The 22,046-nt window shown below is 74.3% G+C and carries 21 protein-coding genes and 1 tRNA gene; 6 read left to right on the plus strand and 16 right to left on the minus strand.

The window, feature by feature from the left end; translation table 11 throughout:
- Positions 1–7: 7 nt before the first annotated feature.
- From ACRYM6_RS15685 to ACRYM6_RS15700, 4 genes are all read right to left on the minus strand, one after another.
- Positions 8–637: a 50S ribosomal protein L25/general stress protein Ctc gene (locus ACRYM6_RS15685; RefSeq protein WP_432543820.1), complete on the minus strand. Its 630-nt coding sequence runs from the start codon at positions 635–637 to the stop codon at positions 8–10.
- Positions 638–811: 174 nt separating this feature from the next.
- Positions 812–1,789, minus strand: a complete 978-nt coding sequence (locus tag ACRYM6_RS15690) for a ribose-phosphate diphosphokinase (RefSeq protein WP_432510553.1) — start codon at positions 1,787–1,789, stop codon at positions 812–814.
- Entirely contained in the window at positions 1,786–3,186 is a 1,401-nt protein-coding gene (gene glmU, locus ACRYM6_RS15695) for a bifunctional UDP-N-acetylglucosamine diphosphorylase/glucosamine-1-phosphate N-acetyltransferase GlmU (RefSeq protein WP_432543866.1), read from the minus strand. Before glmU ends, ACRYM6_RS15690 begins: the two co-directional genes overlap by 4 nt.
- A 253-nt stretch (positions 3,187–3,439) precedes the next feature.
- Positions 3,440–3,511: transfer RNA gene (locus ACRYM6_RS15700), tRNA-Gln, on the minus strand.
- A gap of 120 nt (positions 3,512–3,631) precedes the next feature.
- On the opposite strand from ACRYM6_RS15700, the gene ACRYM6_RS15705 reads away from it, so the two are divergent.
- Both ACRYM6_RS15705 and ACRYM6_RS15710 read left to right on the plus strand, forming a co-directional pair.
- The gene (locus tag ACRYM6_RS15705; RefSeq protein ID WP_432543867.1) at positions 3,632–4,261 is read left to right on the plus strand and encodes a TetR/AcrR family transcriptional regulator; all 630 of its coding nucleotides are present in this window, start codon (positions 3,632–3,634) and stop codon (positions 4,259–4,261) included.
- Positions 4,262–4,270: 9 nt separating this feature from the next.
- Positions 4,271–4,777 carry a MarR family winged helix-turn-helix transcriptional regulator gene (locus tag ACRYM6_RS15710; RefSeq protein WP_432543821.1) on the plus strand — a complete coding sequence of 169 codons (507 nt, stop codon included), beginning with the start codon at positions 4,271–4,273 and terminating at the stop codon, positions 4,775–4,777.
- 19 nt (positions 4,778–4,796) lie between these two features.
- On the opposite strand, the gene ACRYM6_RS15715 is transcribed toward ACRYM6_RS15710, so the two are convergent.
- On the minus strand, positions 4,797–6,284 hold the full coding sequence (locus ACRYM6_RS15715; RefSeq protein WP_432543868.1) for a sugar transferase: 1,488 nt from the start codon (positions 6,282–6,284) through the stop codon (positions 4,797–4,799).
- A 356-nt stretch (positions 6,285–6,640) separates the two neighbouring features.
- On the opposite strand from ACRYM6_RS15715, the gene ACRYM6_RS15720 reads away from it, so the two are divergent.
- Both ACRYM6_RS15720 and ACRYM6_RS15725 read left to right on the plus strand, forming a co-directional pair.
- On the plus strand, positions 6,641–8,425 hold the full coding sequence (locus ACRYM6_RS15720; RefSeq protein ID WP_432543822.1) for an ABC-F family ATP-binding cassette domain-containing protein: 1,785 nt from the start codon (positions 6,641–6,643) through the stop codon (positions 8,423–8,425).
- Between the two features lie 62 nt (positions 8,426–8,487).
- On the plus strand, positions 8,488–8,850 hold the full coding sequence (locus ACRYM6_RS15725) for a hypothetical protein (protein WP_432543823.1): 363 nt from the start codon (positions 8,488–8,490) through the stop codon (positions 8,848–8,850).
- Positions 8,851–8,874: 24 nt separating this feature from the next.
- On the opposite strand, the gene ACRYM6_RS15730 is transcribed toward ACRYM6_RS15725, so the two are convergent.
- The 5 genes from ACRYM6_RS15730 to metG form a co-directional block, all read right to left on the minus strand.
- The gene (locus ACRYM6_RS15730; RefSeq protein WP_432543824.1) at positions 8,875–9,819 is read right to left on the minus strand and encodes a 4-(cytidine 5'-diphospho)-2-C-methyl-D-erythritol kinase; all 945 of its coding nucleotides are present in this window, start codon (positions 9,817–9,819) and stop codon (positions 8,875–8,877) included.
- 2 nt (positions 9,820–9,821) lie between these two features.
- Positions 9,822–10,691 (minus strand): 16S rRNA (adenine(1518)-N(6)/adenine(1519)-N(6))-dimethyltransferase RsmA, encoded by an 870-nt coding sequence (gene rsmA / locus ACRYM6_RS15735; RefSeq protein WP_432543825.1) that lies wholly within the window; start codon positions 10,689–10,691, stop codon positions 9,822–9,824.
- Positions 10,664–11,818, minus strand: a complete 1,155-nt coding sequence (locus ACRYM6_RS15740) for a ubiquitin-like domain-containing protein (RefSeq protein WP_432543826.1) — start codon at positions 11,816–11,818, stop codon at positions 10,664–10,666. The genes rsmA and ACRYM6_RS15740 overlap by 28 nt, the downstream gene beginning before the upstream one ends.
- 217 nt (positions 11,819–12,035) lie before the next feature.
- Positions 12,036–12,857: a TatD family hydrolase gene (locus ACRYM6_RS15745; protein ID WP_432543827.1), complete on the minus strand. Its 822-nt coding sequence runs from the start codon at positions 12,855–12,857 to the stop codon at positions 12,036–12,038.
- Positions 12,854–14,656, minus strand: a complete 1,803-nt coding sequence (gene metG / locus ACRYM6_RS15750; protein WP_432543828.1) for a methionine--tRNA ligase — start codon at positions 14,654–14,656, stop codon at positions 12,854–12,856. Before metG ends, ACRYM6_RS15745 begins: the two co-directional genes overlap by 4 nt.
- Before the next feature lie 62 nt (positions 14,657–14,718).
- Between metG and ACRYM6_RS15755 the strand changes: the two genes are divergently transcribed.
- Positions 14,719–15,474 (plus strand): VOC family protein, encoded by a 756-nt coding sequence (locus tag ACRYM6_RS15755; protein WP_432543829.1) that lies wholly within the window; start codon positions 14,719–14,721, stop codon positions 15,472–15,474.
- Here the strand turns inward: ACRYM6_RS15755 and ACRYM6_RS15760 are convergent.
- From ACRYM6_RS15760 to ACRYM6_RS15775, 4 genes are all read right to left on the minus strand, one after another.
- Entirely contained in the window at positions 15,471–15,644 is a 174-nt protein-coding gene (locus ACRYM6_RS15760) for a hypothetical protein (RefSeq protein ID WP_432543830.1), read from the minus strand. The genes ACRYM6_RS15755 and ACRYM6_RS15760 overlap by 4 nt on opposite strands.
- 1 nt (position 15,645) lies before the next feature.
- Positions 15,646–16,836, minus strand: coding sequence for a glycosyltransferase family 2 protein (locus ACRYM6_RS15765; protein WP_432543831.1), 1,191 nt, complete (start codon positions 16,834–16,836; stop codon positions 15,646–15,648).
- Positions 16,837–16,997: 161 nt separating this feature from the next.
- Positions 16,998–17,963 carry a quinone oxidoreductase family protein gene (locus tag ACRYM6_RS15770; RefSeq protein ID WP_432543832.1) on the minus strand — a complete coding sequence of 322 codons (966 nt, stop codon included), beginning with the start codon at positions 17,961–17,963 and terminating at the stop codon, positions 16,998–17,000.
- Positions 17,964–17,999: 36 nt separating this feature from the next.
- The gene (locus ACRYM6_RS15775) at positions 18,000–19,046 is read right to left on the minus strand and encodes a LacI family DNA-binding transcriptional regulator (protein ID WP_432543833.1); all 1,047 of its coding nucleotides are present in this window, start codon (positions 19,044–19,046) and stop codon (positions 18,000–18,002) included.
- Positions 19,047–19,207: 161 nt separating this feature from the next.
- On the opposite strand from ACRYM6_RS15775, the gene arfA reads away from it, so the two are divergent.
- A complete protein-coding gene (gene arfA / locus ACRYM6_RS15780) occupies positions 19,208–20,719 on the plus strand; it encodes an arabinosylfuranosidase ArfA (protein WP_432543834.1) in 1,512 nt (503 codons plus the stop codon).
- A gap of 3 nt (positions 20,720–20,722) precedes the next feature.
- Here the strand turns inward: arfA and ACRYM6_RS15785 are convergent, their stop codons facing one another.
- Entirely contained in the window at positions 20,723–21,085 is a 363-nt protein-coding gene (locus ACRYM6_RS15785; RefSeq protein WP_432543835.1) for a hypothetical protein, read from the minus strand.
- Positions 21,086–21,092: 7 nt separating this feature from the next.
- Positions 21,093–22,007 (minus strand): DNA/RNA non-specific endonuclease, encoded by a 915-nt coding sequence (locus tag ACRYM6_RS15790; RefSeq protein WP_432543836.1) that lies wholly within the window; start codon positions 22,005–22,007, stop codon positions 21,093–21,095.
- Between the last annotated feature and the right edge of the window lie 39 nt (positions 22,008–22,046).

Raw genomic sequence — 22,046 nt, forward strand, 5'->3', positions numbered from 1 at the left:
AGCGGTCTCAGGCGTTCTCGCCCTCGACCTCGGTGTGCTCCTCCTTGACGATGCCGGCCTCGGCCTCGGCGGCCTCCAGCTCGGCCTCGGCCTGGGCGGCGGTCGCCGCGGCGGTCACGACGACCACCAGCTGCTCGGGGTCACCGGCGAGGGTGGTGCCCTCGGGCAGCTCGACCTGCGAGGCGGCGACGTGCGACCCGGCGGCCAGGCCCTCGACCGACACGGTCAGGGTAGTCGGGATGCGGGTGGCCTCGGCCTCCACGGACAGGGTGGTGAGCTCCTGCTGGACGACGGTCTCCGGACCGGCCTCGCCCTCGAGGTGCAGCGGGACGTCGACGGTGACCTTCTCGCCGCGACGGACCACGAGCAGGTCGACGTGCTCGATGAAGCCCTTGAGGGCGTCGCGCTGGACGTCCTTGGGCAGGGTCAGGTGCGACTCGCCGTCGACGGTGACGTTCAGCAGGACGTTGGAGTTGCGCAGCGCCAGCAGCGTCTCGTGACCGGGCAGCGTGATGTGCAGCGGGGCCTCGCCGTGGCCGTAGACGACGGCGGGGATCTTGTTGGCGCGACGGATGGAACGCGCGGCGCCCTTGCCGAAGCTGGTGCGCTTCTCACCGGTGAGCTGGGTCTCGGACATGGTGGGTCTCCTCGATCTCGGGGTCGGGCGGCGTGACAAGGCCCCGGGAGAGAACTGCGCACTCATCCACCGCGTCGATCACGGTGCCGCTCACGCGCCACCCTCGCCGAGGCAACCGGGCTCGATACTACCTGCTCCCCCGGCCCGCCCGGACGGGCCGGAGGAGCGGGCGGCTCAGCTGTGGCCGTCGAACAGCGAAGTGACCGACCCGTCGTCGAAGACCTCGCGGATCGCGCGGGCCAGCAGCGGCGCGATCGGCAGCACCGTCAGCTGCGGGAACTGCTGGGACTCCGCGATCGGCAAGGTGTCGGTCACGATGAGCTCGGTGATCGGCGAGTTCTTCAGCCGGTCCACGGCCGGGCCCGACAGCACGGCGTGCGTCGCGGTCGCGATGACGTCGGCGGCGCCGTTCGCCTTCAGCGCCTCGGCGGCCTGGACGATCGTGCCCGCGGTGTCGATGAGGTCGTCGACCAGGACGCAGGTGCGCCCCTCGACGTCACCGACGACCTCGTGCACCTTCACCTGGTTCGGCACGTTCGGGTCGCGGCGCTTGTGGATGATCGCCAGCGGGGCGCCGAGCCGGTCCGACCACAGGTCCGCGACCCGCACGCGGCCGGCGTCGGGCGACACGATGGTGATGTTGGAGCGGTCGACGCGCTTGCCGACGTGGTCGGCCAGGATCGGCAGCGCCCACAGGTGGTCGACCGGGCCGTCGAAGAACCCCTGGATCTGGGCGGTGTGCAGGTCCACCGACATGAGCCGGTCGGCCCCGGCGGTCTTGAACATGTCCGCGATGAGGCGGGCCGAGATCGGCTCGCGGCCGCGGCCCTTCTTGTCCTGGCGGGCGTAGCCGTAGAACGGCGCGACGACCGTGATGCGCTTGGCCGACGCGCGCTTCAGCGCGTCCACCATGATCAGGTGCTCCATGATCCACTGGTTGACGTTCGCCGTGTGGCTCTGGATCACGAAGGCGTCGGAGCCGCGGACGCTCTCCTCGAACCGGACGTAGATCTCCGAGTTCGCGAAGTCGTAGGCGCTCGTGGGCACCAGTTCCGCGCCCAGGGCCGCCGAGACCTCCTCGGCGAGCGCCGGGTGCGCGCGGCCCGAGATGAGGACCATGCGCTTCTCGCCCGTGGTGGTGATGCCGGTCATGAGTCGGTCTCCTGCTTCTCGACGCCGTGGTCGTCCTGAGCCCGCTGGGCCGCCTGGGCCGCGGGAGTTCCTGGGCGCTTCTCGACGGTCCAGCCCTCGAGGTTGCGCTGGGGTGCCACGTTGATCGCCAGGGCGCCCGGGGGGACGTCCTTGCGGATCACCGTTCCGGCCCCGGAGTAGGCGCCGTCGCCGACCGTCACGGGGGCGACGTACATGTTGTCCGAGCCCATGCGGACGTGGCTGCCGATCGTGGTGCGCGACTTGCTGACGCCGTCGTAGTTCACGAACACCGACGCGGCCCCGATGTTGGAGTGCTCGCCGATGGTGGCGTCCCCGACGTACGACAGGTGCGGCACCTTCGAGCCCCGGCCGATGCGGGCGTTCTTCGTCTCCACGAAGGTGCCGATCTTGCCGTCCGGGCCCAGGTGGGTGCCCGGGCGCAGGAAGGCGAAGGGGCCGACCTGCGCGCCGGCGCCGACGACGGCCCCGGACCCGTGGGTCCGCTCGACGACGGCCCCGGCGCCGACCTCGACGTCGGTCAGCGTGCAGTCGGGGCCGACCACGGCGCCGGTGGCGACCCGCGTGGTGCCGTGCAGCTGGACGCCGGGGCGCAGCGTGACGTCCTGCTCCAGCTCGACGTCGGCGTCGACCCACGTCGTGGCCGGGTCGACGACGCTCACCCCGGCGAGCATCCAGCGCCGCAGCGTGCGCCGGTTCGCCTCCGCGGCCAGCTCGGCGAGCTGGGCGCGGTCGTTGACCCCGCGGATCTCCCACTCGTCGGTGAGCGCGAGCGCCTCGACGCGACCGCCGGCGGCGCGCACGAGGGCCAGGACGTCGGTCAGGTAGACCTCGCCGGCGGCGTTGTCGCGGCCGACCCGCCCCAGGGCGGCGCGCAGCGCCGCGACGTCGAAGGCGTAGATGCCGGAGTTCACCTCGCGCACCGCGCGCTGGGCCTGCGTCGCGTCCTTCTGCTCGACGATGGCGCTGACGCCGGCGTCGTCGCGCAGCACGCGGCCGTAGCCGGTGGGGTCGTCGAGCTCGGCCGTCAGGACCGTCATGGCGTTGCCGCCCGCGACGTGGGCCGCGGTGAGGTCGCGCAGGGTGGCCCCCGACAGCAGCGGCACGTCGCCGTAGGTGACCAGCACGGTGCCGGTGAGGTCGGCGGGCAGGGCCTGCAGGCCGCACTGCACGGCCCGGCCGGTGCCGGGGACGTCGTCCTGCAGCGCGACGACGGCGGCGCCGTCCTGCGCGGTGACGGCCGCGGCGACCCGCTCGGCCTGGTGGCGCAGGACGACGACGAGGTGCTCGGGGCCGACCTCGCGGGCCGCGCGCAGCGCGTGACCGACCAGGGGGCGCCCGCCGAGCGGGTGCAGCACCTTGGGCGTCGAGGACCGCATCCGCGTCCCCTCCCCCGCGGCGAGCACGACGACGGCGGCGGGGACGGGGGTGGGGGACGGGCGGGCTGGCTGTGCGGTGGTCACGCGGGGCGCGCTCCTCGCGGCTCGTCCGGCCGGCTCGTCCGGGTCCTGGTGGGCCCGGGGGGTCGAGCGGCCGGTGGCGTCGACGGACAGGGGCGAGGATATCCGCCGCGCGCGCCGCGCCGGACCACCGGCCACGCAATCGGCGGACGGCCGCGGACGCGGCCCCGCGCTCCCGGGAGAGGATTCGAACCCCTACTGGACGGGACCAAAACCCGCCGTGCTGCCGTTACACCACCCGGGACGGCCCCGCGCCGTTCGGGCCGCGAGCACCGTGCCCGCCCATCCTGCCAGCTCCCCCGGCCCGGGCCGGACACCCGTCCGGCAGGATGGGACCGTGCCCGCCACCCGTCCCCGCGCCCGCATGACCGGCGGGGAGCGCCGGGAGCAGCTCATCGGCGTGGGCCGCTCGCTGTTCGCCGCCAAGGGCGTCGAGGGCACGACCGTGGAGGAGATCGCCGCCGCCGCGGGGGTCTCCAAACCCGTGGTGTACGAGCACTTCGGCGGCAAGGAGGGGCTGTACGCGGTCGTCGTCGACCGCGAGATAGCGGCCCTGCTGGGGTCGATCACCCGGGCCCTGTCCGGCCGGGGGTCACCGCGGACGCTGCTGGAGCGGGCGACCGTCGCGCTGCTCGACTACATCGACGCCTCCACCGAGGGCTTCCGGATCCTGGTCCGCGACTCCCCCGTCACCCAGCCCACCGGCACCTTCGCCAGCCTCATCTCCGACATCGCGCGGCAGGTCGAGCACCTGCTGGTCGACGCCTTCGCCGCCCGCGGGTACGCCCCCGAGCGCTCGGGCATGTACGCCCAGATGCTCGTGGGGATGATCGCGGTGACCGGGCAGTGGTGGCTGGACACCCGCGAGCCGGGCAAGGAGGAGGTCGCCGCGCACCTGGTGAACCTGGCCTGGAACGGCCTGACCGGGCTGGAGCCGGAGCCGCGGCTGTCCGCCCGGGCGCGGGTCGCCGACGCCCGGGACGGCGAGCACTAGGGTCGCGCTGTGACGAACGAGACGGCGGGCAGCGACGAGGTCGACCTCATCGTCGCCGCGTGGCGGCGCGAGGCCCCGCAGCTCGACGTCGAGCCGCTGGAGGTCCTGTCCCGCGTCGCCCGGCTGGCCCGGCACCTGGACCGGTTGCGCCGCGACGCGTTCAGCGCGCACGAGCTGGAGACGTGGGAGTTCGACGTCCTGGCCGCGCTGCGCCGGGCCGGCGCCCCGCACGAGCTGTCCCCCGGCCAGTTGCTGGTGGAGACGCTGGTGACGAGCGGCACGATGACCAACCGCGTCGACCGGCTGGTGCGCCGCGGCCTGGTGGACCGCCGCCCCGACCCCGACGACGGGCGCAGCATCCGGGTGCGGCTGACCGCGGACGGCGCGGCGGTCGTGGACGCGGCGCTGGCCGACCTCGTGGAGGCCGAGCACCGGATGCTGGACGTCCTGGGACGCGAAGAGCGCCGAGCACTCGCGACGCTGCTGCGTCGGGTGTCGGCGCCCTTCGAGGGGTGAGGCCGCGGCGGCTGGGCCGTCAGTAGGCCCCGCGGCCGCGGAGCACGGCCCCGGCGGTCTTCCACAGGATCATGAAGTCGAACGTGAAGGACCAGTTCTCGACGTAGCGGACGTCGAGGCGGACCGACTCGTCCCAGTCGAGGTCGGAGCGGCCGTTGATCTGCCACAGCCCCGTCAGGCCCGGCTTGACGAGCAGGCGGCGACGCATGTCGTAGCCGTACTCGTCGACCTCCTTCTGCAGCGGCGGGCGCGGGCCGACCAGCGACATCTCGCCGCGGACGACGTTGATGAGCTGGGGCAGCTCGTCGAGGGAGTAGCGGCGCAGGACGCGGCCGATGCGCGTGATGCGCGGGTCGACCTTCATCTTGAACAGCACGCCGTTGCCGTCGGTGGAGTCGCGCAGGTCGATGAGCAGCTTCTCCGCGTCGGTGACCATCGAGCGGAACTTCATCATCGGGAAGGTCTTGCCGTCCTTGCCGACGCGCTGCTGCTGGAAGAAGACCGGGCCCTTGCTGTCGAGCTTGATGGCGACCGCCAGGGCCAGGAACAGCGGGCTGAGCACGACCAGGGCCAGGCCGGCGCTGACGCGGTCGACGGTGGTCTTGGCCAGCCGGCGGACGCCCTCGAGCTCGGGGCGCTCGACGTGCAGCAGCGGCAGGCCGCAGACGGGGCGGATCGCGACGCGCGGCCCGATGACCTCGGTCAGGGCGGGGGCGACGACGAGGTCGGCGCGGGTGGCCTCCAGCTCCCAGCCGAGGCGGCGCAGGCCCGGGCCGTCGAGCTCGGGGCAGGCGGTGACGGCCACGACGTCGGCGTCCACGCTCGTCACGGCGTGCCGGACGTCGTCGAGGCTGCCGATGACCGGGATCCCCAGGGCGCGCAGCTCGGCGTCCTCCTCGGCGGTGCCGCGGCCGCCGGGGACGCAGGCCCCGACGATGCGCATGCCGTGGTAGCTGGCGCGGTGCAGCTGGCGGGCCATGCCGGCGACGGCGGCGCGGTGGCCGACGGCGACGACGGTCTGGCTGGCCTCGCCGCGGGTGCGGCGGGCGTGCAGCTGCTGGCGCAGCGCGTACCGGCCGATGAGGGTCAGGAAGATCGCGATGGGGAAGGCCACCACGACGTACCCGCGGGCGATCTCCAGCCCGAAGGCCCAGGAGCTGGTGCCGACGAGGGCGACCACCGCCAGGCCCGCGGTCAGGACGCGGTGGAACTCCTCCGACCCGACCCCGAGGAAGCGGGGCTCGTAGGTGCGCAGGGCGCCCATCGCCACGACCCAGATGACCGGCAGCAGGACGGCGCACGCGACGACGGCCCGGCCGGAGGTGGTGGCCAGGTCCGCCGGGGAGTCGTTGAAGCGGGCGAAGAACCCGACGAAGGCGGCGAAGGCGGCGGCCAGCGCGTCGACCGCGACGATCTTCTGGACGTAGGTGCGCTGCCAGGCGGGCGTGCGCTCGGCGAGGCCGAGGGCGGTGCGCTGGCGGGGGACGAGCAGACGCTCGCGACGCACGGCGTCCGCGGTCTCGTCCGCCGGTGAGGTGCCGAGGAGCTGGTCCTCCAGCTCACCCGGTGACGTTCTGGTGCCGGGCACGTCGCTGATGCTCAAAGTCCCCCCTGGACTGGTGCGTCGCCCGCCGGACACCGGGGGCGGCACCCGCGGTCCACGCCCCCACGGGACCACCGGTGCGTGGCAGAGAGTAGTAGACAGCCACCCGAACGACGCAAGAGGTGACAGCCGCTGTCACGCTCAGAGCGCAGTATTCGACCGGTTGGCCTCACCCGTTCGACGCAATGGTCACCCACCGCTGCGGAGAGTGATCAAAGTCGCGCGTGATCGCCTCCCCGCCGGAGACCTACCCTGGTGCGGTGGCACACCTGCTCGGCGGCGAAGCGCTCCGTCTCGAACACCCCACCCGCGTCGTCTTCGAGTCGATCACCCTCGGCGTCGACGAGGGCGACCGCATCGGCGTCGTCGGGCGCAACGGCGACGGCAAGTCCAGCCTCCTCGGGCTGCTGTCGGGCCGGGTCGAACCCCACGGCGGCCGCGTCACCCGCCGCGGCGGCGTCAGCGTCGGCGTCCTGGACCAGAGCGACGACCTGGACCCGGCGGCCACCGTGGGGCACAGCGTCGTCGGCGACCTCGACGAGCACGTGTGGGCCGGCGACCCCAGGGTCCGCGACGTCATCGCCGGCCTCGTCGCCGACATCGCCTGGGACGCCCGCGTCGGCGACCTGTCCGGCGGCCAGCGCCGCCGCGTCGCGCTCGCGGCCGTCCTCATCGGCGACTGGGACGTGCTGCTCCTCGACGAGCCCACCAACCACCTCGACGTCGAGGGCATCGCCTGGCTCGCGACCCACCTCAAGGGTCGCTGGGCGGCCGGCGCCGGCGCCCTGCTCGTCGTCACCCACGACCGGTGGTTCCTCGACGAGGTGTGCACCACCACGTGGGAGGTGCACGACCGGGTCGTCGAGCCCTTCGAGGGCGGGTACGCCGCCTACGTCCTGCAGCGCGTCGAGCGCGACCGGCAGGCCGCCTCGGCCGAGGCCAAGCGGCAGAACCTCATGAAGAAGGAGCTGGCCTGGCTGCGCCGCGGCGCCCCCGCGCGCACCTCCAAGCCGAAGTTCCGCATCGAGGCCGCCAACGAGCTCATCGCCGACGTCCCCCCGCCGCGCGACCGGGTCGAGCTGTCCCGGCTGGCCACCGCCCGCCTCGGCAAGGACGTCGTCGACCTGCTCGACGTCGGCGTCTCCTACGGCGACAAGGAGGTGCTGCGCGACGTCGAGTGGCGCATCGCCCCCGGTGAGCGCACCGGCATCCTGGGGGCCAACGGGTCCGGCAAGTCGACGCTGCTGTCCCTGGTCGCCGGCACCCTGCAGCCGACGTCGGGACGGGTCAAGACCGGCTCGACCGTGCGGATCGGGATCCTCGACCAGCAGGCCCGCGAACTGGCCGACATCGCCGGCGACCGCGTCCGCGAGGTCCTCGCCCGCACGCGGACGACCTTCCAGATCGACGGCAGGGAGATGACCCCGGCGCAGCTGCTCGAACGGCTGGGGTTCGCCCGCGAGCACCTGTCCGCCCGCGTCGGCGACCTCTCCGGGGGCCAGGCCCGGCGGCTGCACCTGCTGCTGGTGCTGCTGTCCGAGCCGAACGTCCTCATCCTCGACGAGCCGACCAACGACCTCGACGTGGACATGCTGGCCGCGATGGAGGACGTGCTGGACACCTGGCCGGGCACCCTCGTCGTCGTCTCGCACGACCGGTACTTCGTCGACCGCGTCACCGACCAGCAGTACGCCGTCCTGCAGGGCCGGCTGCGCCACCTGCCCGGCGGCTTCGAGGAGTACCTGCGGCTGCGCGCCGCGGCCGACGGTGCGGCCGCGGCCACCGGCGGGCAGCCGGCCCGGCCCGCGGAGCCGGCCGGGCTGAGCGGGGCGCAGCTGCGGGCGGCGCAGAAGGAGATGACGGCCGCCGAGCGCCGCCTCGACAAGCTGACGGGCGAGATCGAGGCGGTCCACCGGAAGATGGCCGAGGCCGACCCGTCCGACTACGAGGGGACGATGCGGCTCGCCGAGGGGCTGCGGGCGCTGGAGGCCGAGATCGCGACCCTGGAGGAGCGCTGGCTGGAGCTGTCCGAGCTCGTGGCGTAGACCCACCGCGGTCCGCCGCGGGACCGTCACGGGGCGGGAGGGTTTCTGGCATGCTCCCCCGGGTGAGCACGGAACCGTCCCGCTCGGGCGACCGGCTGCGCCAGCGCGACGACGCCTGGCGCCGCCTCGCCGCGGCCGAGCGGGACCTGGCCACCGCCGACGGGCGGGCGCGCCTGGCCCACGGCTCCCTGGCCGAGGCGGAGTTCGTCGTCTGGGCCGAGGAGCAGCGGCAGCTCTCCGAGCACGCCGACCGGTGGTGGGCGCGCCTGCGGTTGCGCCACGACCAGCGGCGGCGGCTGCGGCGCGTCACCGCCGAGCGGGTCCGCCGCGAGCACGCGCACGAGGCGGCCACCGCCGACCTGCGGCGGGCCGTGCAGCGCCGCGACGAGGCCGAGCACGAGCTGCGGTCCTTCGACGCGCTCTGAGGCCCCTCCCGGCGGCGGACGCCCTCAGGCCACGGCCTCCAGCACCCGGGCACCGGGGACGGGACCGGACGCGACCCGCACCCGCTCGGCCCCGACCACGGCGGTCAGGTCGCGGGCCAGGTCCTGCGCGGCGGCGGCCGAGGACGCCAGCAGCGCGACGGTCGGACCGGAGCCGGAGACGACCCCGGCCACCGCCCCGGCCCGCTGCCCCGCGCGCAGCGTCCGGGTCAGCTCCGGGGCCAGCGAGCAGGCCGCCTCGGCCAGGTCGTTGGACAGGGCCGCGCCCAGCACCGCGGGGTCCCCGCTGCGCACGGCGAACTCGACGGCCTCGAGCCGGTCGTCGTCGGCCGGGTCGCTCCAGCCCCCCAGCGCTCGCAGCCGGTCGCACTCGCCGTACACGGCCGGGGTGGACAGCCCCGCGGTGCCCAGCACGAACACCCACGAGAACCCCGCGGTCGTCAGGACCGGGACCAGGTGCTCGCCGCGGCCGGTGCCGACGGCGGTGCGCCCGTGCAGGCCGAAGGGGACGTCGGAGCCCAGCTCGGCCCCGAGGGCGGCCAGCCCGTCCAGGCCGGTCCGCAGCTGCCACAGCGCGTCGCACGCCACCAGCGCCGCCGCCGCGTCGGCCGACCCCCCGGCCATGCCGCCGGCGACCGGGACGCCCTTGCGCACGTGCAGGTGGACGGGCTCGTCCAGGCCCGCGCGGTCGGCGAGGGCGCGCGCGGCGCGCAGCGCGAGGTTGGACCCGTCGAGGGGGACGCCGGACACGTCGGTCCCGTCGACGGCCTCCACCGAGACGCCCCAGCGCCCGGCCGGGGTGGCGGTGACCTCCTCGAACAGCGACACGGCCTGGAAGACGGTGACGAGGTCGTGGTAGCCGTCGGGCCGCAGCGGGCCCACCCGCAGCAGGAGGTTCACCTTGGCGGGGGCCTGCGCGGTGACGGAGGCGCCCGCCGCCGGGCCGGGCACCGTCAGGACTCCTTCGCGGCGGCCGCGACGCGGGCGAAGTCCTCGACCGCGAGCTGCTCGCCGCGGGTGGAGGGGTCGACGCCGGCGGCCCGCAGGACGTCCTCGGCGCGCGCCGGGGACCCGGCCCACGTCGCCAGGGCCGCGCGCAGCGTCTTGCGCCGCTGGGCGAAGGCCGCGTCGATCACGGCGAAGACCTCCTCGCGCGTCGCGGACGTCGGCGGCGCCGGGCGGCGGGTGAAGGCCACCAGGCCGGAGTCGACGCGCGGGACGGGCCAGAACACCGGCGGGGGCACGGCCCCGGCCCGGCGGGCCTCGGCGTACCAGGCGGTCTTGACGCTGGGGACGCCGTAAGTCCGGCTGCCCGGGCCGGCGACGAGCCGGTCGGCGACCTCGGACTGGACCATGACGACGCCGCCGCGCAGCGTGTCGAAGCGCTGCAGCATCGTCAGCAGCACCGGGACCGCGACGTTGTAGGGCAGGTTGGCCACGAGCGCCGTGGGCGGCGGGCCGGGCAGGTCGGTGACCTGCAGGGCGTCGGACAGGACGACCTCGAAGGTCGCGCCCGCCCGGGCCCGCTCGGCCAGGGTCGTCGGCAGCTCCGCCGCGAGGACCGGGTCGATCTCCACGGCCACGACCCGGTCGGCGACCTCGAGCAGGGCCAGGGTCAGCGACCCCAGCCCGGGGCCGACCTCGACGACGACGTCGTCGGCGGTCAGGTCGGCGACCCGCACGATGCGCCGCACCGTGTTGGCGTCGACGACGAAGTTCTGGCCGAGGGTCTTGGTCGGCCGGACGCCGAGACGTCCCGCGAGGTCGCGGACGTCCCGGGCCGACAGGAGGGAGCTCAGAGCTTCTTGCCGCACACGGGCCATTGTCCGGCACCGGCGCGCTGGTAGAGGAGCTTGGCGCGGTACGTCTGCTCGTCGGCGGACGCCTGGCTGGGCAGACCGCTGCCGCCGACGGCCTTCCACGTCGCGACGGAGAACTGGTACAGGCCGTGGTACTTGCCGCTGGCGGACACGATCGAGGGGTTCGCGCCGGACTCGCACTTGGCCAGCGCGCCCCAGTTGAGCCCGTCGGCGCCGCCGACCGAGCCCCCACCGCCACCGGAGGCGGCCGGGGCGGCCGCGACGGGGCGGGCCTTGGTGCCGACCTGCACGACCTCCTCGACGGGGGCCGCGTCGACGACCTCGCCGGTCGCGACGTGCTCGGAGCGGACGCCGTCGCGGAACACGTCGGCGTAGGTGACGGTCTTGGAGCCGTCGACGCCGGCGGTGACGACCTTCTTCTCGCCCGTGAACAGCTGATCGGTCTGCTCGGTGCGGCTGCCGTGGCCGATGGCGACGGTCTCGGTGCTGGTGGAGCGGTCGATCCGCACGACGGTGACGGTGGTGCCCGCGGTGAGCGGGTCGGCGCCGGCGTGGGACAGCTCGTCGCCCTCGCGCATCGTGACGCCGGCCTCGGCGAGCAGCTCGTCGACGCTGCCGGCGGTGCTGGTCAGCGGGCGGGACTGCCCGTCGGCGACGACGGTGACGGCCTTGGGGGTCGTCACGTCCAGGGCCAGGCCCTGCCGGCCCAGCGGCTCGGAGCGGGAGGCGGACAGCTTGGCGCCGTCGGCGCGGACGTCGAGGTCGGCCAGGGCGGCGTCGACGGTCTGGGCGGTGGTCCAGTAGGTCTTGGTCTCACCGTCGACGGTGAGGGTGAGCTGGCGGCCGTAGCGGACCACGACGGTCTGCCCGTCGGCGAGCTCGGTGTCCACGGCCGGGGCGACGAGGTCGTGCTCGCCGACGGTGATGCCCTGGTCCTGCAGGAGGTCGGCGACGGTCCCGCCGAAGGCGCTGGCCTGCGTGCGCTGGCCGTCCGCGTCGATCACGACGTCCTTGTCGAGGGCGGTGAAGGCCACGGCGCCGCCGACGACGGCGGCCAGGCAGGTGCCCCCCGCGACGAGGCGGACGGTGCGGGAGGTGCGGCGGACGGCGTGGGCGAGCGGGAACGGCACGGAGGATCCTTCGACGATGTGCCCGGGCACGAGAACCGGACTCCGGCCGCGCCTGGAGGGACCCCCGTCCCCACGCGCGCACCTCGTGGTCCGGCCGTCTCGATCCGGCCGACAGGAGCGGACCGTAACCGCTCCGAGACCTCTTCGACAAACCGCCGTGATCGCTTGACCGCCCGGACCGCTCCGGACGGGCCGGACCGGGGCGGTGTGACGCGACTCACCAGGGGCCGTAGACGGCCTCGGTGGTGGCGGCGATCGTGGCGCACAGCTCGTCCAGGTCCGCGCCGAGGGTGGCGGCCATGGACCGCACCGTCAGCGGCACCAGGTACCCCGCGTTGGGCCGGCCGCGGTGCGGCGTCGGCGTCAGGTACGGGGCGTCGGTCTCCACCATCACCCGGTCCCGCGGCGCGGCCCGCAGCGCCTCGCGCAGCGGTTCGGCGTTCTTGAAGGTGACGGTCCCCGCGAACGAGAGGTAGTAGCCCGCCTCGGCGCACTCGCGGGCCATCGCCGCGTCGCCGGAGAAGCAGTGGAACACCGTCCGCTCCGGGGCCCCCACCTCCCGCAGGACCGCCAGGACGTCCTCGTGGGCGTCGCGGTCGTGGATCTGCAGGGCCAGGCCGAGGTCCTTGGCCAGCTGGACGTGCGCGCGGAACGACTCCTGCTGGACCCCGGCGCCGTCGGGTCCGGTGCGGAAGTAGTCCAGCCCGGTCTCCCCCACGACCCGGACCCGGGGGTGGCGGGCCAGCTCGGCGATCTCGGCGAACGCGGCGTCGAACTCCCCCGCCGCCACGAGGCCGGGGACCTCGTTGGGGTGCAGCGCGACGCCGCCGAGCAGCTGCGGGTGGCGGTCGAGCGCGGCGACGGTCCAGCGCGCCGCGGCCAGGTCGCAGCCGATCTGGACGCTGCGCGGCACCCCCGCCGCCGTCGCCGCCGCCAGCAGCGCCTCGACGTCCTCCTCGGTCTCGGAGTCGAGGTGGGTGTGGTTGTCGACGACGGGGACCGCGAGCGGCTCGGGGGCGGGGGGACGGGCGGACCTCACTTCTGCAACCGTGCCAGTTCCTCCTCGACGACCGCGGCGACGTCGAGCTTGGTGAAGATCGGCGTCGGCGCGGCCACCGGGGTGCCCGGCACGATCGGGTGCGGGGCCCACTGCGGCAGGGTCTCGCCCCGCCGGTAGTCCCCGGTCAGGATCGGGTACGGGCGGCCGTCGTCGAGGTCGGTGACCTCGCGCAGCTCCGGCAGCGGGGAGACGGTGCCGGTGCCGCCGAACGCCTCGTGCACCTTCTGCGCCGAGTGCGGCAGGTACGGCGACAGCAGGGTCCGGCAGTCCGAGACGGCCTGCGCGGTGACGTGCAGGACGGTCCGCATCCGCTCGGGGTCGGAGTTCTTGATCTTCCAGGGCTCCTGGTCGGTCAGGTACTTGTTGACCTCCCCGACGATCCGCATCGCCTCCCCCAGCCCGGCGCGCTGGCGGTGGTGCTCGATGAGGTCCCCGACGGCGCCGAACCCGGCGCGGGTGGTCTCCAGCAGCGCGCGGTCGGCGTCGGTGAGCTCACCGGCCGCGGGGACCTCCCCGACGTTCTTCGCGATGAGCGAGGCCGTCCGGTTGACGAGGTTCCCCCAGCCGGCGACGAGCTCGGACGTCGCGCGGGTCGCGAACTCCTGCCAGGTGAAGTCGGAGTCGTTGTTCTCCGGGCCGGCGGCGGAGATGAAGTACCGCAACGCGTCCGGCTGGTAGCGGGCCAGCACGTCGCGGACGTAGATGACGACGCCGCGGCTGGAGGAGAACTGCTTGCCCTCCATGGTGAGGAACTCGCTGGCGACGACCTCGGTGGGCAGGTTGAGGTTCCCGAACACCCCCGGTTCCCCGCCGTGCGCACCGCGGCCGTCGTAGGCCAGCAGTTCGGCGGGCCAGATCTGGGAGTGGAACGTGATGTTGTCCTTGCCCATGAAGTAGTACGACTCCGCGGACGGGTCGGTCCACCACGCGCGCCAGGCGTCGTCGTCACCGGACCGGCGGGCCCACTCGACCGACGCGGACAGGTACCCGATCACCGCGTCGAACCAGACGTAGAGCCGCTTGGCCGGGTTGTCCTCCCAGCCGGCGAGCGGGACCGGGATGCCCCAGTCGATGTCGCGGGTCATGGCCCGCGGCTTCATGTCCTCGAGGAGGTTCTTCGAGAAGTTCAGGACGTTCGGCCGCCAGCGACCCGTCTCGGCGCGCCCCTGCAGCCACGACCCGAGCGCGTCGGCCACGGCCGGCAGGTCGAGGTAGAAGTGCTCGGTCTCGACGAACACCGGCGTCTCGCCGTTGATGCGGCTGCGGGGGTTCTTCAGCTCGATGGCGTCGAGCTGGTTGCCGCAGTTGTCGCACTGGTCCCCGCGGGCGCCGTCGTACCCGCAGATCGGGCAGGTGCCCTCGACGTAGCGGTCGGGCAGGGTGCGGCCGGTGGACGGCGAGATCGCGCCCATGCCCTTCTTCGCCACCATGTAGCCGTTGCGGTGGACGGTGCGGAACATCTCCTGCACGACCGCGTAGTGGTTGGCCGTCGTGGTGCGGGTGAACAGGTCGTAGGACAGCCCCAGGCCCTGCAGGTCCTCGGTGATGACGCGGTTGTACCGGTCGGCCAGGCCCTGCGGGGTCAGCCCCTCCTGCTCGGCCTGCACGAGGATCGGCGTCCCGTGCTCGTCGGTGCCCGAGACCATGAGGACGTCGTGACCCGCCATCCGCATGTACCGGCTGAACACGTCGGAGGGGACGCCGAAACCGGCGACGTGGCCGATGTGACGGGGGCCGTTGGCGTAGGGCCAGGCCACGGCAGACAGGACGTGGGTCATGCGGTGAGTCTATTGGCCCGACCGACGGGCACGGGGTGTCGCGAGCCCGCTACGGTCGGTCCGTGCAGGACCTGGGGAGCGACCGAGCGGACAGCCGGCTGGTCAACGTCGTCGTCGACGCGGTCGACCCCGTCCCGCTCGCGCACTGGTGGCGCCAGGCCCTGGAGTGGCGGATGGGGTACGCCGACCGGTTCGAGACCGACGTCGTCCCGCCCGAGGGCGAGCCCGGGGTGGACCTGGTCTTCCTGCCCGGCGCCGGCCCCAAGACGGGCCCGAACCGGGTGCACCTGGACCTGGACTCCTCCTCCCCCGCCGACCAGCGCGAGACGGTCGCGTACCTGCTCGACCTCGGCGCCCGGCCGGCCGACGTCGGCCAGGGCGACGTCCCGTGGGTGGTGCTGGCCGACCCCGAGGGCAACGAGTTCTGCGTCCTGGACCCGCGGCCGGAGTACGAGGGCACGGGGCGGGTCGCCTCCGTCGTCTGCCTGGCGCAGGACCCGCAGGCCCTGGCGGGGTTCTGGGCCCCGCTGGCCGGGATGCGCCCGGTGCGCTCCTCCGCGCGGGTCGCCGCGCTGCGCGGTGACGGCGGCCCCTTCCTGGAGTTCGTCGCCTCCCCGACCCCGCACCGGGTGAAGAACCGCTGGCACCTGGACGTCCGCGCGACCGCGACCGGCCCGGGCCGCGACCGGGTCCTGTCCCGGGCGCTGGACGCCGGGGCCCGGCCCGTCGACGTGGGGCAGGGCCCCGGGGTCGGGTGGACGGTGCTGGCCGACCCCGAGGGCAACGAGTTCTGCGTGCTCGCCGGGGTCGTCGGCTAGCGGCGCGGGGCCGGGCGCCGCTTCGGCAGGAGCTTGCCCACGGCCAGCACGGCGAAGGTCAGGGTCGTGGCGGCCACGACGACCTGCAGCGCGTCGGTCGCCCCCGACCACAGCAGGGTCGCGGTGCTCAGCCCCCCGGCGCTGCTCACCAGGCTGATGTTCCCGTACACGTCACACGCTCCTCAGCGTCGCGGGATCCGCGGTGACGTGGTGCCACCGGGCCTCCCGTCCTCTCAGCAGGTCCGTCAGGGAACGGACGAAGACGGCCTGGATGAAGGCGTCGTAGACCAGCTCCACCACCAGCGGGGCCGCGACCAGCCTCGCCGCCGGGCCCCCGCGCCACACCGTCACGAGCCGTTCGGCGAGGAAGACCAGACCCACCGAGGACCACAGCGGCGTCACCCCGAAGTCGAGGCCGGGGTCGAGCGCGATCACGAGCAGCAGCAGCAGGTACAGCTGGAAGGCCACCACGCCGACGCCGATGCCCAGCTGCTGCCCCCAGTACCGCAGCGTCGTGCGCGTGAGGCCGTAGTGGCGCAGGTTCTCCAGCGCACCGCGCTGCCAGCGCAGTCGCTGGCGCCACAGGTCGCCCCAGGTCGGCATGATCTCCGTGGTGACGACGCACTCGGGCGGCGACGTCATGCGCCACCCCAGCGTCTTGAGGGCGAGGGTGAGCTCGTTGTCCTCGGTGAGCGCCAGGGTGTCGTAGACGTGGCCCGGCCGTCCCGGGATCGTCGTGCCGCGCTGCTCGGCGACCTGGCGCAGCGCCCGGGAGCGGAACAGCGTCCCCGTGCCCGTCAGCACCATGACCCGGCCGGTGCGGGCGATCTCCCGCCCGTAGCGGGTGTACTCGTTGCGCTGCAGCTGGCCCAGCAGGCCCGCACCCCGGTCCCCGTAGAAGATGCCGCCGGCTGCGCCGATCCGCTCATCGGACTCCAGGGACCGGGCGGCCGCCTCCAGGAAGCGCGGCGACAGCACGGTGTCGGCATCCATGACGAGCACGAGGTCGTCGTCGGCGAGGTCGGGCCGCGCCGCGGCGGCGGCCCGGCGGTCCGACCGGGCGCGGCGGTCCGCACCGGTCCCCTCGTCCTGCGCCGCGCCCCGGCGCGAGGCGCCGCTGCGCCGGAACCGCGCCGCGAAGGCCTGGTTCAGGGCGCCGGCCTTCTTGTCGGTGTTCCCCTCCGTCTCGAACACCTCCGCACCCGCGGCGCGGGCGATGACCGCGGTGTCGTCGGTGCAGTTGTCGCAGACGACGACGACGCGGTCGGGGCGGCGGGTCTGCTGCTGCAGGGCGCGCAGGGTGCTCGCGAGCTGGGCTGCCTCGTCGTGGGCAGGGATCAGGACGACGATGGCGGGTGCCAAGGGGACCTCCGGGGGACGCGGCCACCTGAGGGCCGGCTGACCTCCCGATCGTCACCCCTCGTGACCGTGCGCCGTCTCGTCCCGGGGCGGAACCACCCGTCCGGCGGGCCGGTCGGAACCGCCCGGCGCACCCGTCCGGGGGACGGCGCCGCCCGCGCCCCTCAGGGCAGGAGCAGCACCTTGCCGGTGGTGCGCCGCCCCTGGAGCTCCTCGTGGGCCCGGCGCGCCTCGGCCAGGGGGTGGGTGTGCCCGACCCGGACGTCGAGGCGCCCGGCCGCGACCCAGCCGAGCAGCTCGTCGGTGCGCGCGAGCAGCTCGGCCCGGTCGCGGGTGTAGGACGCCAGGGTGGGCCGGGTCAGGAACAGCGACCCCTTCGCGTTGAGCCGCTGGACGTCGAAGGGCGGCACCTGCCCGCTGGACCCGCCGAACAGCACCATCAGCCCCCGCGGCCGCAGCGCGTCCAGGCTCGCGTCGAAGGTGTCCTTCCCGACGCTGTCGTAGACGACGTCCACGCCGGCGCCGCCGGTGAGCTCGCGGGCCCGGGCGGTCGACCCGTCGTAGCCGACGACGACCTCGTCGGCGCCGGCGGCCCGGGACAGCTCGGCCTTGGCCGGGGTGGAGACGGTCGTCACGACGTTCGCCCCGCGCAGCTTCAGCACCTGCGTCAGCAGCAGCCCGACGCCACCGGCCCCGGCGTGCACGAGCGCCCAGGTGCCCGGGCCGGCCGCGAAGGTGTCGGTGGCGAGGTAGTGGGCGGTCAGGCCCTGCAGGAGGACGGCCGCGGCGGTGGTCGCGTCGACGCCGTCGGGCACGGGCACGACCTCGTCGGCGGCGACGAGGACCTGCTCGGCGTAGCTGCCCGGCGCCTCCTTCCAGGCCACGAGCTGCCCGGGGGCCAGGCCTTCCACGCCCGCGCCGAGGGCGCGCACCCGCCCGGCGCCCTCGCTGCCCAGGACGGCGGGCAGGTCCAGCGGGTACACCCCGGAGCGGCGGTAGGTGTCGATGTAGTTGACCCCGGCGGCCTCCACGTCGACGAGGACCTGACCGGGCCCGGGCTCGGGCGCGGGGAGGTCGGTGACGGTGAGGACCTCCGGTCCCCCGGTCCGTTCGATCTGCACGGCTCGCACGGGGCGAGCCTGCCAGGGGGCCCGCGACGGCGCCCCTCAGCCCCCGGTGCTCTCCCGCACCACGAGCCGGCCGGTGACCGTCATCAGCCGCTCGGGGCCGTGGTGCCCGGCCAGCCGGTCGGCGAGCAGCCCCAGGGCGAGGTCGGCCATCTCCGAGCGGTCCAGCGCGATGGAGGTGAGCGTCGGCGCGCCGTAGCGGGCCTGCTCGACGTCGTCGACGCCGACGACGGCCACGTCCTGCGGGACCCGCAGCCCCCGCTCGCGCAGGGCGTGCATCGCGCCGAAGGCGACGAGGTCGTTGGCGGCGAAGATCGCGTCGACGTCGGGTCGGGCGGCCAGCAGTTCGCGCGCCCCGTGGTAGCCGTGCCGCAGCTCCCACTCCGGCAGCGGCCACAGCAGTTCGGGGTCGAAGGGCAGCCCCGCCCGGCGCAGGGCCCTGCGGTAGCCCTCGATGCGCTGGGCCACGACGGGCGGGCGCACCGCGTCCGCGGCCTTGTCGCCGAGGAAGGCGATGGTCCGCCGCCCCGACTCGGCCAGGTGGCGCACCCCGGTGTCGCCCAGGGCGACGGAGTCGATGGTCACCCGGTCGTAGCCGGACCCCTCGCCGTGCTCTCCGATGAGGACGGCCGGGGTGGAGTCGCGCCGCTGCGCGAGCTCGCCGACGGGCATGGTCAGGGGCACGAACACCAGCCCGTCGACCAGGCGGACGGGGAAGCCGCCGGCGACCTCGCGCTCGCGCTCGAGGTCGCCGTCGGTCTGCTCCACGAGCAGGGTCATGCCCCGCGACCGGGCGGCGGTCACCAGCGCGGAGGTCAGCTCGCCGTAGTAGGGGCTGGTGACGTTGGGCAGGGCGAGGGCCACCAGGCCGGTCCGGCCCTGCCGCAGCTGGCGGCCGATGCCGTTCGGGCGGTAGTCGAGCCGCTCGATGAACTCCTTGACCCGCTCCCGCATCTCGGGCCGCACGTGCGGGTGGTCGTTCACGACGTTGGAGACCGTCTTGATGGAGACACCGGCCGCTTCGGCCACGTCCCGCAACGTCGTCGGCCGCGCGGGGGTTCGCGACGGGGAGGGACCGGCAGGCACCGAGGCATTGTGCCACCGGTGCCTTGACGCCGTCGCCGGTTTCGCGTTCACTACTTCCAACGTTGCACTTGCAACGTTGGAAGTACAGCGCTGGCCGATCCAGGGCACGCCCCGGTGACCAGCTCCTCACACCGACGTGACGCGAACCAGGAGAGCCATCCGTGCGCACCGCCCGCCTCGCCCTCGACCCCGCCTTCACCGTGGGTCCGGTCCCCCGCCGGCTGTTCGGCTCGTTCGTCGAGCACATGGGCCGCTGCGTCTACACCGGGATCTTCGAGCCCGACCACCCCAGCGCCGACGAGGACGGTCTGCGCACCGACGTCCTGGAACTGACGAAGGAACTGGGCCCCACCGTCGTGCGCTACCCCGGCGGGAACTTCGTCTCCGGGTTCGAGTGGGAGGACTCCGTCGGCCCCCGCGAGGAGCGCCCCCGCCGCATCGACCGGGCGTGGCGCTCGGTGGAGACGAACCAGTTCGGCCTCGCCGAGTTCGACTCCTGGGCCCGCAAGGTCGGCACCGAGACCATGATGGCCGTGAACCTCGGCACCCGCGGCCTGCAGGAGGCCTGCGACCTGCTCGAGTACACCAACCTCGACTCCGGCACGAAGTTCTCCGAGCTGCGCCGGGCGCACGGCTCCAAGGACCCGTTCGACATCAAGCTGTGGTGCCTGGGCAACGAGCTCGACGGCCCCTGGCAGACCGGGCACAAGACCGCCGCCGAGTACGGCCGCCTCGCCGCCGAGACCGGCATGGCCATGCGCTCCATCGACCCCGACATCGAACTCGTCGCGGTGGGTTCCTCCAGCCGCTCGATGCCGACGTTCGGCGAGTGGGAGCAGACCGTCCTGGAGCTGTCCTACCACGCCGTCGACTACGTCTCGCTGCACGCGTACTACGAGGAGAAGCCGGGCGACACCAAGAACTTCCTCGCCTCCGCGGTCGACATGGACCTGTTCATCGAGCAGGTCGTCGCGACGGCGGACGCCGTGCGCGCCAAGGGGAAGCACTCCAAGAAGATCAACCTGAGCTTCGACGAGTGGAACGTCTGGTACCAGAGCCGGCCCCACCACGCCGAGGGCGTCCAGCCCTGGGACGTCGCCCCGCGCGTCATCGAGGACGAGTACTCCATCACCGACGCCGTCGTCGTCGGCACCCTGCTGAACTCCCTGCTGCGCCACTCCGACCGCGTCCACATCGGCGCCCAGGCGCAGCTGGTCAACGTCATCGGCCTGCTGCGCAGCGAGGCGGGCGGGGAGGCGTGGAAGCAGTCCATCGCCCACCCGTTCGAGCAGATGCGCAAGCTGGCCACGGGCAACGTCCTGCAGGTCGTCACCACGTCGGACACGTACGAGACCGGGAACTTCGGCGACGTCGACGTCGTGGACGCCTCGGCGACCTACGACGAGGAGACCCTGACCGTCTTCCTCGCCAACCGCGACCTGGAGGACTCCGCCTCCGTCGAGGTGCCGCTGCGCGGTTTCGGCGTCGACCGCCTCGCCGAGGCCAAGGTCCTCGCCGCGACCGAGGGTCAGGACCGGCACACCACCAACCGCGACGGGGACCACCAGCAGGTCGGCCTGCGCCGCCTCGACGACGTCACCGTCACCGAGGGCGTGGCCACCGTGGTGCTGCCCCCGCTGAGCTGGGCGGTCGTGCGGTTCCGCAAGGGCTGAGCCTCACAGCTCGGTGAGCCTGCGGCGCAGGAGCTCGGCCAGTTCGACCGACTCCCCGTCGCGGGCACCGCGCCCGACCTGCAGGGGCGGTTCGGCGGGGTCCACGTGGACCCGGCGGAACCGCCCCAGCAGCACCGGCGCGACGTCCAGCACGTAGTACCGCCCCGCCGCGTCCACCCCCAGCGAGCCGTTCGCCCGCAGGTACCAGCCCACGACGTCGGTGCGGCAGCGCACCGACCCCGCCCGCGCTCGCAGCGGACCGGGTTCGCGGCCCCGGCGGAGCAGCTCGGCCACGAACCCGCGCAGCATCTCCTGCGCCTGCGCCGTCTCCGCCGCCCGGGCCCGCTCCCACCACTGAGCGCTCACGCGCCCATCAGAGCAGCAGGTCCCCCGGCACCGCCAGCGGGCGCCACGCGGGCACCTCGTCGCCGGCCGCGGCCGGCACCAGCCCCGGCAGCCGGTCGGCCGCGACGAGCGGGCCGAGGTCGAGCTGCGTCAGGTCCCCGATGTCCTCCACCGGCACCTGGAACGTGCGGAAACCCCCGAGCTCGGGGACGTCCCGCGCCGCCGGCGCCCCCACGACCTGCTCCACCAGCGGGGTCTGGTCCAGCACGAACCCGACGGTGGCCAGCACCGACACCTCCTCGTCGGGGTCGAGGTCGGCCGGCTGCGGCAGCAGGAACGCGGCGATCTTGTAGAAGCGGCGCGGGATGCGCACCCCCCGGTACTCGGGGTCGTCGTCGGCGAAGACCGGGCCGGTCACCACGACGAGCCGCTGGTCCCAGCGCCGGGCGTGGTCCAGGACGTGGTCCTCCAGGCCCAGCCACAGCTCCGCCGACTGGTTGAACCGGGACGCCTGCGGGGCGGCGTTGGTGTACGCGAAGGTGTCCGCGTTCGCCGTCGGTGCCTGCGGGCCCCACACCGGGTCGCGGCGCCGCACCAGGTGACCGCGGTCGAAGTCGTTGCGGGCGTACAGCTCCGCGCCGGCCTGCTCGTCGGGGCCGATGCGGGGGTCGGTGAACCAGGCGTCGCCGCCGCGGTCCAGGTCGACCAGGGCGGCACCGTCGATCGCCACGACCGTCGCCGCGGCCAGGCGGCGGTCCGGCCGCTGCACGATCGAGAAGTTCGTGTACGGCAGGACCACGACCTCCGCGCCGTCCAGCGGTTCGGGCAGCGGGATCCACGGGCCGGGTGCGAGGAAGGACGGGTCGTACCCGGCCCGCCCCCGCAGGTCCGGCGCTCCCGCGCGGCTGATCCCCAGACCGGTCCCGGTGTCCGTGTCGCTCATCCCGGAAGCCTGCACCCGACCTCCGACACGCAGGGTGAC

It is taken from the genome of Kineococcus rugosus, assembly GCF_050871975.1.
Lineage (GTDB): Bacteria > Actinomycetota > Actinomycetes > Actinomycetales > Kineococcaceae > Kineococcus.

What these genes read in the sequence shown, in the direction of transcription:
- ACRYM6_RS15685 (WP_432543820.1), bottom strand. Translation starts at nt 637, where the DNA reads ATGTCCGAGACCCAGCTCACCGGTGAGAAGCGCACCAGCTTCGGCAAG.
- ACRYM6_RS15690 (WP_432510553.1), bottom strand. Translation starts at nt 1,789, where the DNA reads ATGACCGGCATCACCACCACGGGCGAGAAGCGCATGGTCCTCATCTCG.
- glmU (WP_432543866.1), bottom strand. Translation starts at nt 3,186, where the DNA reads ATGCGGTCCTCGACGCCCAAGGTGCTGCACCCGCTCGGCGGGCGCCCC.
- ACRYM6_RS15705 (WP_432543867.1), top strand. Translation starts at nt 3,632, where the DNA reads ATGACCGGCGGGGAGCGCCGGGAGCAGCTCATCGGCGTGGGCCGCTCG.
- rsmA (WP_432543825.1), bottom strand. Translation starts at nt 10,691, where the DNA reads ATGGCCCGTGTGCGGCAAGAAGCTCTGAGCTCCCTCCTGTCGGCCCGG.
- metG (WP_432543828.1), bottom strand. Translation starts at nt 14,656, where the DNA reads ATGACCCACGTCCTGTCTGCCGTGGCCTGGCCCTACGCCAACGGCCCC.
- ACRYM6_RS15790 (WP_432543836.1), bottom strand. Translation starts at nt 22,007, where the DNA reads ATGAGCGACACGGACACCGGGACCGGTCTGGGGATCAGCCGCGCGGGA.